Annotated in this window: 11 protein-coding genes; 3 read left to right on the forward strand and 8 right to left on the reverse strand. The window is 70.3% G+C overall.

Features of this window, described 5'->3' with window-relative positions; translation table 11 throughout:
• The first annotated feature begins 212 nt into the window (after positions 1-212).
• Both Q7W02_03690 and Q7W02_03695 read left to right on the forward strand, forming a co-directional pair.
• Positions 213-806, forward strand: coding sequence for a hypothetical protein (locus Q7W02_03690; protein ID MDO8475292.1), 594 nt, complete (start codon positions 213-215; stop codon positions 804-806).
• A gap of 62 nt (positions 807-868) precedes the next feature.
• Positions 869-2,206, forward strand: coding sequence for a TAXI family TRAP transporter solute-binding subunit (locus Q7W02_03695; protein MDO8475293.1), 1,338 nt, complete (start codon positions 869-871; stop codon positions 2,204-2,206).
• Here Q7W02_03695 and cobA read toward each other — a convergent pair.
• The 4 genes from cobA to Q7W02_03715 form a co-directional block, all read right to left on the reverse strand.
• Entirely contained in the window at positions 2,203-2,970 is a 768-nt protein-coding gene (cobA, locus tag Q7W02_03700) for a uroporphyrinogen-III C-methyltransferase (GenBank protein MDO8475294.1), read from the reverse strand. The genes Q7W02_03695 and cobA overlap by 4 nt on opposite strands.
• Positions 2,967-3,599, reverse strand: a complete 633-nt coding sequence (locus Q7W02_03705; GenBank protein ID MDO8475295.1) for a bifunctional precorrin-2 dehydrogenase/sirohydrochlorin ferrochelatase — start codon at positions 3,597-3,599, stop codon at positions 2,967-2,969. Before Q7W02_03705 ends, cobA begins: the two co-directional genes overlap by 4 nt.
• Complete coding sequence (locus Q7W02_03710; protein ID MDO8475296.1) at positions 3,596-4,228, reverse strand: peroxiredoxin; 633 nt, start codon at positions 4,226-4,228, stop codon at positions 3,596-3,598. The genes Q7W02_03705 and Q7W02_03710 overlap by 4 nt, the downstream gene beginning before the upstream one ends.
• A gap of 163 nt (positions 4,229-4,391) precedes the next feature.
• Entirely contained in the window at positions 4,392-5,294 is a 903-nt protein-coding gene (locus Q7W02_03715) for an NAD(P)-dependent oxidoreductase (GenBank protein MDO8475297.1), read from the reverse strand.
• Positions 5,295-5,463: 169 nt separating this feature from the next.
• On the opposite strand from Q7W02_03715, the gene Q7W02_03720 reads away from it, so the two are divergent.
• Positions 5,464-5,928: a hypothetical protein gene (locus Q7W02_03720; GenBank protein MDO8475298.1), complete on the forward strand. Its 465-nt coding sequence runs from the start codon at positions 5,464-5,466 to the stop codon at positions 5,926-5,928.
• Here Q7W02_03720 and Q7W02_03725 read toward each other — a convergent pair.
• From Q7W02_03725 to Q7W02_03740, 4 genes are all read right to left on the reverse strand, one after another.
• A complete protein-coding gene (locus Q7W02_03725; GenBank protein ID MDO8475299.1) occupies positions 5,916-6,680 on the reverse strand; it encodes a VOC family protein in 765 nt (254 codons plus the stop codon). The two genes, Q7W02_03720 and Q7W02_03725, sit on opposite strands and share 13 nt — an antisense overlap.
• Positions 6,681-6,687: 7 nt before the next feature.
• Positions 6,688-7,995, reverse strand: coding sequence for a Xaa-Pro peptidase family protein (locus Q7W02_03730; protein ID MDO8475300.1), 1,308 nt, complete (start codon positions 7,993-7,995; stop codon positions 6,688-6,690).
• A 10-nt stretch (positions 7,996-8,005) separates the two neighbouring features.
• A complete protein-coding gene (locus Q7W02_03735; GenBank protein ID MDO8475301.1) occupies positions 8,006-8,938 on the reverse strand; it encodes a cyclase family protein in 933 nt (310 codons plus the stop codon).
• 110 nt (positions 8,939-9,048) lie between these two features.
• Entirely contained in the window at positions 9,049-9,216 is a 168-nt protein-coding gene (locus tag Q7W02_03740) for a hypothetical protein (GenBank protein ID MDO8475302.1), read from the reverse strand.
• Positions 9,217-9,842 lie beyond the last annotated feature (626 nt).

Genomic DNA, 9,842 nt, shown 5'->3' on the forward strand with positions numbered 1-9,842 from the left:
GGCGTCGTGGTGGCCCCGCCCCTGCGCGTGGCCCTCGCCGCCGCCAGCCCGGCGACCCTCGATCGCCTGCTGCGCCCGCTGCGGCAGCGGCGCCCCCGGCAGCCGCGGCGCCTCGCCCCCGCCCTCGGCACCCTGCGCGCCCAGATCCCCGCTCCGCACCTGGAGCGAGTGGAGCGGGGGGGCCCCCCGATGCCCTGCAAGGCGATCTCGTCTTGCATTGTGGCGAGTCCACCGACGGCGTCTCCCTCGCCACCCTCGTGGCGGTCGACCTCGCCACCACGTGGACCGCACTGCAAGCCGTCTGGGGCCTGCACCACCGGCGCGTCCCCAGCGGCATCCATCTCCTCCGCCAGCGCCTGCCCGTCCCCCTGCGCGCGTGGCACAGTGACCATGGGGGCGAATGCCTCACCGCGTGTCTCGTGGCCTGGTGCCGCCGCGAGGGGATCCGCGTCACCCGCGGCCGGCCGTACCGCACGAACGATCAGGCCTGGGTCGAGCCGCGCGACGGGCTCCTCGTCCGCACGCGCCGCAGCACGCGCCGCGTCGGCAGCACGGTCGTCACGCAGTACGATGCCCCCCGGACCCCCTGCCACCGGATGCTCCTCAGTGGCGTCCCGACCGAGGCCCAGCGCCAGGCCCTTGCGCAGCCGTGTCAGGCCCTCGATCCTATCGCGCTCGCGCGCGACAGCCAGCTCACCCTCGACCTGCTGTGGACATTGGCCGACATTCGTCCCCGCTGGGAGGCTGCCCGTGGGTCACACATTTGTGCGGCATCACCGTCGCCGTTCGGTAACACCTACTTCTGAGGCATCACGATCGGGGCCGGCTTGCGTTGCGCCGCCGCGCTGACTATCCTGCAGCAGCCCCCATGCCGAGCTTCTGGTCGCAGGACACGCGCCGTCGCACGATCGCCTGGATCGTGGGAATCGTTCTCACGATCGTGCTGATCGGCGTGAGCGCCGTCTGGCTTGGCGGCACGCCGCCGCCAAGCAAGATCGTGCTGGCGACGGGCCAGCCGGGCGGCGTCTACGACAGCTTCGGCCGCGAGTACCAGAAGCGGCTCCGCGCGCAGGGCCTGAGAGTCGAGCTGGTCAACACGGCGGGCTCGGTCGACAATTTCCGGCGGATCATCGACGGCAAGGCGGATGTCGCCTTCGCCCAGTCGGGTACGTACCAGGTCGTGAGCGATTCCGAGCACAAGGTGTCGGGGCTCGCCGCCATCTACTACGAGCCGCTCTGGATCTTCGTCCGGCGCGGCATCCGGATCGAGGACAAGAAGATCGCCTACCGGGAGGGCAGCGTGGCGGTCGGGCCCAAGGGGAGCGGCACCGAGGCCGTCGCCAAGGCCATCATCGCCGAGCAGGGGTACGACATCAACTCGCCGGCCATCGTCAACCTCACCTCCGCCGAGGCGCGGCGACAGCTCATGAACGGCGGGCTCGACGTCGCCTTCTTTGTCACCTCGTATCGCGACCCCGGCATCATGGAGCTGATGCGCCGCAAGGACCTGCAGCTGACGAGCTTCCGGCGCGAGGCCGCCTACACGCGGAAGTTCCGCGGGCTCACGCCGCTGCGGCTGCCGGAGGGCCTGCTCGACCTCCGGGACAACATCCCGCCGGAAAACGTCACACTGCTCTCGCCGTCGGCCATGCTAGTCGCGCGGGAGGATATCAATCCGCGGGTCGTCGAGCTGGTGCTCAAGGTCGCCCAGGCCGTGCACAGCCCGGGCAGTCTCATCGACCCGCCGCTCAAGTTCCCGACGCTCGAGGGTGTCGACGTGCCGGTCAACGAGGCGGCCGACACCTACCTGACGTCCGGCGAGTCCTTCCTGTCCCGCAACCTGCCCTACCACGCGCTGCGCTGGGTGCTGCTGCTCAAGCTCCTCATCCTGCCGCTCGTGGCCGTCTGGGTACCGCTCCTGCGGGTCGCGCCGATGATCGCCGAGTGGCGGAAGCAGCGGTGGCTCAAGCGCTACTACGAGCGACTGCGGAACATCGAGGACACGCTTGCTACGGCGCGGTGGCCCAACGAGCTGCGCGACGGCATCAACACGCTCGAGGCGCTGCGCGGGGAGGTCCAGATGCTCGCGCACAAGCTGCCGCTCCAGCAGCAGCAGGACGTCTACCACTGGCGCCTGCACGTCTCGCTGATCCTGAACGAGGCGGTCGAGCGTCTGAACAGGATGGAGGCTGCTGCGGCGCGCTAGAGCGCGTGGACGGCCGGCGCCGCTTCGACGGCCCACTCGAGGCGCTCCCGCAACCGGACTACTTCACCGATCACCGCGACCACCGGAGGCTCGAGACCCCGGGCCCGCCCGACGATATCCGCCAGCGTCCCGACCCGCACCTCCTGCGCCTCGGTCGTCCCCCAGCGGATCAGTGCGACCGGCGTCTCGGGAGGCCGGCCATTGGCGAGCAGCGCGCGGACTATGCGCGGGAAACTGCCGACCGCCATCAAGACCACCAAGGTGTCCACGGCCGTCGCGAGCCTCGGCCAGTCGACGGCGTCGCCGTCCTTCGACGGATCCTCGTGGCCCGTCAGCACCGCGAACGAGGATGCGATCCCGCGGTGGGTGACGGGAATGCCGGCATAGGCCGGCACGGCGATGGCCGAGCTGATGCCCGGCACCACCTCGAAGGGGATGCCCGCCTCGGACACCGCGAGCGCTTCCTCGCCCCCTCGACCGAACACGAAGGGATCGCCGCCCTTGAGCCGGACGACGAAGCGGCCGGCTTCGGCATGGTGGACGAGGAGCGCGTTGATCGCCGCCTGCGGCAGGCAGTGAGAGCCCACGCGCTTGCCCGCGAAGATGCGGAGCGCCTCGGGCGGCGCCTCGTCGAGGATCGCGGGGTTGACGAGGCGGTCGTAGACGACGACCTCCGCTTCTCTCAGCCGCTCGAGTGCGCGCACCGTGAGCAGCCCGGGATCACCCGGTCCCGCGCCCACGAGGCAGACGCGTCCCGTCCTCACGCGGTCATCCCGAGGCGAGTGAGCAGCCGCGCCTTGGCGTCGGCGCGCCGCCCTTCGGCGAGAAGCCGCCTGAGATCGGCGTCGAGCGCGTCGCGCCAGAAAGCCGCGTCCGCCCGCAGCCCGCCGGCGCGGAGCTCGCGCCGCACCTCAGCGGCCAGCTCGACGAGGTCCTCGTACTCGGGCGTGAAGTAGGATTCGAGGTCGCGCCGCACGCGGGCTGCCAGCGCCGGGCTCGCGCCGCCCGTCGAGACGGCGACCTGCAGCCGCCCGCGGCGCAGCACCGAGGGCAGGAGGAAGTCGCAGTAAACGGGATCGTCGGCCGCGTTCACCCACACGCCCCGCCGCCGCGCGTCCGCCGCCACCGCCTCGGTGACTTCACGGCGGTCTGTTGCCGAGAAGGCGAGATGCTGCCCCTCGCAATCCGACTCAATGTACTCGCGCTGGCGGTGAGCGATGCGGCCCTCCGTCGCCCACGAGGCCAGGCGCTCGGTCAGCGCGGGGCTCACGACGGTGACGCGGGCGCCCGCATCGAGGAGCCCCCCGACCTTGCTCTCGGCCACGGGACCGCCGCCCACCACGAGGCAGGGGTGGTCCCGGAGGTCGAGGGCGACGGGGTAGTACTGAGTCACTTCGGCTGTGGCGTCAGGCGGAGATAGGGCTTGAGAGTCTTCCAGCCCTTGGGGAACTTCGCCTTGGCCTCCTCGTCCGTCACGGCCGGGACGATGATGACGTCTTCCCCTTGCTTCCAGTTCACCGGCGTCGCGACGCGGTGAGCGTCGGTCAGCTGGAGCGAGTCGATCACCCGCAGGATCTCGTCGAAGTTGCGGCCGGTCGTCTGCGGGTACGTGATCATCAGCCGGATCTTCTTCTTCGGGTCGATGACGAACACCGTCCGCACCGTATAGACCTCGTCGTGCGAGGGGTGGATCATGCCGTAGAGGTTCGCCACCTTCTTGTCGGGGTCGGCGATGATCGGGAAGTTGACCGCGTGCCCCTGCGTTTCCTGGATGTCCTTGAGCCAGGCCTTGTGAGAGTCCACGGGGTCGATCGACAGCCCGATCGCCTTGACCCCGCGCTTCTCGAATTCGGGCTTGAGCCGCGCGACGTACCCCAGCTCGGTCGTGCACACGGGCGTGAAGTCCCGCGGGTGGGAGAAGAGCACGCCCCAGCCGTTCCCCAGAAACTCGTGGAAGCTGACCCGGCCCTCGGAACTCTCGGCGTTGAAGTCGGGTGCGGTGTCGCCCAGTCTCAGTGACATGTCGTGTCTCCTTTGTGGTGACGCTGAAAAGTGTGGCTTTGTACTCGGGTTACGGGGTTCATTCGACAATAATCCCCATCTCTATCGGGATTGTCAAGAACTTTCCTGAGCCAGGGCGGGTCGAGCCCCCCTACATCTATATAGGGGCGGCGGCAGGCCGCCGCTAACCCCGGGAGAGCTTCCGGCCTATCCGCTTCTCGATGACGTGGGTGACGGCCGAGAAGTCCTCCTTGCCCCAGCCGCCGTCCACCGCCAGGTCGTACGTTCGCTTGGTCTCTTCCAGGATGGGGGTCGGCACCTTGGAGGCGCGGGCCAGGGCCAGCGCCAGGCCCGCGTCCTTCCGCATCAGCGCGCACATGAAGGTGGGCGAGAACTCGCCGTCGAGGATGCGCTTGGCGCGGCGGTCGAAGTAGGTGCCGAAGGCCATGCCGCCGCCATTCCGGACCACGTCGTAGAAGGTGTACGGATCCACGCCGGACTGGACGCACACGGCGAGGGCCTCGGCCACGGCGACGGACGTGACGGCGGCGAGCCCGTTGTGGATCAGCTTCACGCGGTTGCCCATGGCCGAGCCGCCCACGTACATGTGCATCTTGCCCATGATCTCGAGGTAGGGCGTGATCCGCTCGAGCGTGGCTTGGTCGCCGCCCACGATGAAAAAGATCTCGCCCGAGACCGCCTGGGGCTGCGAGCCCAGCATGGGCGTGTCCATGTGGGTGATGCCCTTGGCCGCGAGCGCGCGGGAGACCTCGAGCGTCGCCTCGGGGCTGACGGTCGAGCAGTCGCAGGTGACGAGACCCTCCTTGCCGCCCGACGCGATCCCGCCCGAGCCGAGGTAGGCCCCGCGCACGATATCGTCGTTGGGCAGGCAGGTGAACATCACGGCGGACTGCGCGGCGACGGCCGCTGCGCTTCCGGCGACGGTGACGCCGGCCATCTTCCCGGCGGCCGCGGCCGCGGCCGGGTTGGCGTCGTGAACGACCAGCATGACGCCGGCCTTGGCGAGGTTCGACGCCATCGGCATCCCCATGGTGCCCAGCCCGATGAATCCCACGCTCTCGTTCATCTGGTACCCCTTGTCGTTGGTCAGGAGGAAGCAGCGGCGCGCTGCGCCAGCGCCCGCGCGATCACTCGCTCGTCCACGCGGATGAAGCGCCCCTCGGCGATGTCGTAGAAGTAGACATGGTGGGCTCGGCGTTGTCCAGCCCGGCGGCACGGCCTACAATGCGGCTCTCATGCGCGAGTATCACTACCGGGTCGATCGCGAGGGGCGCATCTTCCACGACGGCACCGAGATCGTGGACGCGGCGACGCTGCGCTTCTTCCTGTTGGCACTCCAGCGCGCGCCCGATGGACGCTGGCTCGCGCTCTGCCAGGGCGAGCGGAACTGGTTCGAGCCGTACGACACGCCCTTCGTGGTCCAGCGGCTGGGGCTTGGGGTGGCCGAGGGAAGGCTGCGGTCGGTCGAGCTATATTTCGCGGGAGACTATCGGGAGCCGCTCGACCCGGCGGCCCTCGAGCACGACGGCGCGCGCCTTTTCTGCCGGGTCCGCAGGGGGGCTTTCAGCGCGCGCTTCGGCAGGATGGCCATGCAGCAGATCGCGCCCTGGCTCGGCGATGACGGCTCGGGGCCCACGATCACGCTCGACGGCCGGCGCTGTGCCCTCGGCGTCGTCCAGCCCCGCGCTCAGACGACATAGAAGCGCATCCCGCACGCGACGACCATGTCGCCCTCCGCCGCGAGATTCTTCGAGCGCGCGCGAGAGAGTAGGCGGCCCTTGTCGGCGCAGTCCAGATCGAGCCCGGCGAGCCCTTCGCCGCGGCCGTCGGTGACCGGAACGAAGCGCAGTCTCGCGTCATCGAGAGCGATAACGGGCCGCGAGCGCTCGTCGCGGGACAGCGGAAGCTCCATCACCTCGCTCCACCTGCGGGCGAGCCGCTCGGGATCGTCGCTCTGTAGCTCGGCACCGCTCATTGAACGAACAGACGCGGCCAGGAACGCGGACGTGCTCCGCGACGCGGCCGGGTGCCAGGGGCCGTCGACCGGCTCACCGCCCTCCTGCCGGCTGAAGGAGAGCATCGCGGCGCCGACGTCTCGCGGGTGCAGCTGAAGCTCCTGGTAATCGGGATAGCGGATCTCGTTGGCCACGCGGACACCGAGCGTGTCGCACCACCGACGCCGCGGCGCCAGGTCCGCGCACTGAGTGATGACCATGTAGCCGCCGTCGCCGCCGCGCCGCTCGAGGTAGCGCCCCGCTGTCGTGCCGTCCCGCACGGGCGCCACCACCTCGAGGAAGCCGTTGCCGGTGGGGAAGAGCGCGTTCTCCAACCCGTACTTCCCCACGCCCGGGTCGCGGTGACACGCCTCCAGACCGAATACGTCTCGAAAGACCTCGACGACGGGCGCGAGCTGACGGGCCACGAGGCAGATCTGCCGCATCCGGAGGTTCATGGGGGCGCTAGTAGCGGTTGGCGATCGGCAGCTCGTCGGCGGGGAAGAGCGTGATGATCTGGGCGCCCTTGGGCGTCACGATCACTTCCTCCTCGATGCGCGCAGCCGAGACGCCGTCCGAAGCCGGGCAGTAGGTCTCGACGGCGAAGACCATGCCCGCCTCGAGCTCCATGGGATGGTCCATCGAGTTGAGCCGCGAGATGATCGGCCGCTCGTGGAGCCCCAGGCCGAGGCCGTGGCAGAAGTTGAGCCCGAAGGCCGCCATCTCGCTCTCGAAGCCGATCTCCTGCGCCTTGGGGAAGCACTTGGCGATGCGCTCGGTGGACACGCCGGGCTTGATCAGCTCGATGGCGCTGTCCATCCACTCGCGCGCCCGCTTGTAGGCGCTGTGCTGGGCCGGCGTCGCGCGGCCGACGCTGAACGTCCGGTAGTAGCAGGTCCGGTAGCCGACGAAGGACTGGATGATGTCGAAGAAGGCCTGGTCGCCCGGCCGGAGCATCCGGTCCGTGAAGTTGTGCGGGTGCGGTGAGCAGCGCTCCCCCGAGATCGCGTTGATCGCCTCCACGCAGTCCGAGCCCATCTCGTAGAGCCGCTTGGTCGCCAGCGCCACGATCTCGTTCTCGCGGACGCCGGGCTTGAGCGCCTCGAAGATGTCCTGGTAGACGCCGTCGCCCATGGCCGCCGCCATGTTGAGCAGCACCAGCTCGTCGCCGCTCTTGATGACGCGCGCCTCGAGCATGACCTGCTGGCAGTCGCGCACCTCGACGCCTTCCTTCTGGAGCGCGAAGAGGAAGGGCGGCTCGACGACGTCGATGCCGAGCGGCATGTCCGCCACGCCCTCGCGCTTGAGGATCCCCTTGATCTCGCGCGCGGCCTGCTCGAAGAGCCCGGCCGAGGGCGGCACCGCGCCGCGCATGCCGACCATGCCGGCCAGGCAGTGGTCGGGCAGGAGCCACGGCGCGTAGAGGCGGTGGTGCCGCGCCGCCGAACCGAAGTCCCAGACCCAGGGCTCGCCCGGCCCGGTGAGGAGCGAGTAGCGGATCAGCTTGTCGCGCGCCCACTCGCCGATGACGGTGCCCGAGATGTAGCGGATGTTGTGCTGGTCGAAGACGAGGAGCGCGCCGAGCCCTGAGCGCGCGAGCGCGCGGCGCACGCGGGCGAGGCGGTAGTCGTGCAGGCGCCTGAAGTCCACCCGCTCCTCGAAGTCCACCTGCATGTGCCCCGGCGACTGGATGGGCCGGTCCCAGCGGTGCTGCGGGTCGGGCGCCTCGGGGACGGCGCCCCTGCGTCCGGCAGATGGGGGCTTGCGGGCCATGACGGTCTCCCTAGAACACCGCGAGGGGGTTCGCCGGCGAGCCCGTGCCGCCGACGACCATGAGCGGCGCGATCACCAGCATGAACTCGTCGCGCTTCTCGTCGATGCAGGCCTTGGCCAGCGGCTCGAGCTGCGCGTTGTCGAGGAGCGCCACGCCGTAGGCGAAGAGGCAGGCGTGCACGGCCCACGGGATGTCGTAGCCTATCGGCAGGTGGTCGAGCATGTCCCAGACGAGCATGCTCACGTCGTGGTCGCGCAGGAACGGCAGGCACGAGACGTGGAGCCCCGGCCTCTCTTGGGTGCCGCCGCCGTACGGACGCCCGTACGTTTTGTCCGGGTTGGCCGCCTGCCAGGCGTCGCGGCCGGAGTAGACGCAGACGGCGTCGCCCGGCTCGAGCTTGATCCCACGCGCCGTCAGGATATCCTCCAGCTCGTATCCATGGACGGGCGCGTCCTGCGTCACGCTCGGCACGCCGCGATGGCGCGGAACGTCCAGCATAACCCCGCGGGTGATGATGCCGTCGGACCAGTGCTCGATGGAGCCGAACGTCGCGCCGTCGAAGGTGATCTCCTTCTTCGGGTCGCGCCCGTTCCACATCGCCTCGTCGTCCCAGGTGTGGCAGAGAGCGTCGATGTGGGTCGAGGCGACGCCGTGGTAGAAGATGCCGTAATAGTCGCCGGCGTAGGCGCCCTTGCCGCGCGGAATGATCTTCATGTAGTGCTGCGCCGGCAGCGCGTTGTTGAGCCCGGGCTCCTTCGGGAAGGGCCGGCTGAGCGAGATACTCCGGCCGGTCTTCACGAGCCGCGCCGCCGCGACCCGCTTCTCCGGAGTAACGAGGTTCATCGCGCCGCGCTGGTCGTCCTTGCCCCAGCGCCCCCAGTTGCGGCGCTCGCGGATCCAGGCGCGCACTTCCTGCTCGGTCGGCAGCGGACGTCCGGCCATGCCATCCTCCCGGTGTGGGGGTGAGAAGCCTCCCCACAACTAGGCCATGCCGCTGCCGCGGTCAAACGCTATCCGCATCGGCCCTGATTCTGGATTGACAGTTCTCACGTTCAATCGCCCTCATCGCTCATGTTCTCAAGGTCCTCGCCACTGTCCGTGCCCGCGTCGGGCGGCTGCTCACCCGCCGCCAGCTCGAGCCGGAAGACGATAGCGCGCCCGCCGACCCCCTCAGCGAGACCTCGCCCGTCCGGCGCCCAGGATCGCGTGCGCCGCCGCACCGACGGCCGCGTCCTGGTCGAGCTCAAAACGGTGTGGCGCGCTGGCACCTCCCATCTGCTGTTCGAGCCCCCTCGAGTGCATGGAAAAGCTCGCGGCCATCATCCCCCGCCCCGCGATCACCGTGGTGGAGTATCACGGCGCCCTCGCCCCCCCTGCTCGCGGGCGCCCGCTGGTCGTCCGCTCCGGACGCCCGGCGCCCGCCCTGACGACGCCTGCGGGCGCTGCCCGCCCCCGCGGCGCCCGCGCCCCCCGGGCGCGGGCCGTTGGGCCACGCTGAGGCGCCGCGTGGTCGCCGTCGATGGCCTCGCCTGCCCCCGCCCTGGCAGCCGGCTGCGCGTCATCGCCCCCGTGCAGGATATCCCCCCTCGCCGGGCAGGCCCCCCTCGCCCGCGCCCGCTGCCCGCACGTCACGGGCGGCGGCCCCAGCCGTTCCTCGCCGCGGCCCCGCTCCCGCCTTCGGCGCTGCCCCGCTGCACCCCTCTGCCCGCTCCCTGCCCCCGCCCCGCCGCCCCGGCGGATCCCGCGGGCCGCACGCCATCGCTCGGGCCCCCCTCCCCGTCGCGCTCAGCGCGCTGCCCCTCGCGCTGCCCACAGCCCGCTCACCCGAGGGTTGACCGGGGAGACC

The sequence above is a fragment of the Candidatus Rokuibacteriota bacterium genome (assembly GCA_030647435.1).
Classification (GTDB): domain Bacteria; phylum Methylomirabilota; class Methylomirabilia; order Rokubacteriales; family CSP1-6; genus AR37.

Excerpts from the sequence above, each read along its gene's own strand:
- Q7W02_03695 (MDO8475293.1), top strand. The coding sequence starts at position 869 with ATGCCGAGCTTCTGGTCGCAGGACACGCGCCGTCGCACGATCGCCTGG.
- Q7W02_03710 (MDO8475296.1), bottom strand. The coding sequence starts at position 4,228 with ATGTCACTGAGACTGGGCGACACCGCACCCGACTTCAACGCCGAGAGT.
- Q7W02_03715 (MDO8475297.1), bottom strand. The coding sequence starts at position 5,294 with ATGAACGAGAGCGTGGGATTCATCGGGCTGGGCACCATGGGGATGCCG.
- Q7W02_03720 (MDO8475298.1), top strand. The coding sequence starts at position 5,464 with ATGCGCGAGTATCACTACCGGGTCGATCGCGAGGGGCGCATCTTCCAC.
- Q7W02_03725 (MDO8475299.1), bottom strand. The coding sequence starts at position 6,680 with ATGAACCTCCGGATGCGGCAGATCTGCCTCGTGGCCCGTCAGCTCGCG.
- Q7W02_03730 (MDO8475300.1), bottom strand. The coding sequence starts at position 7,995 with ATGGCCCGCAAGCCCCCATCTGCCGGACGCAGGGGCGCCGTCCCCGAG.
- Q7W02_03735 (MDO8475301.1), bottom strand. The coding sequence starts at position 8,938 with ATGGCCGGACGTCCGCTGCCGACCGAGCAGGAAGTGCGCGCCTGGATC.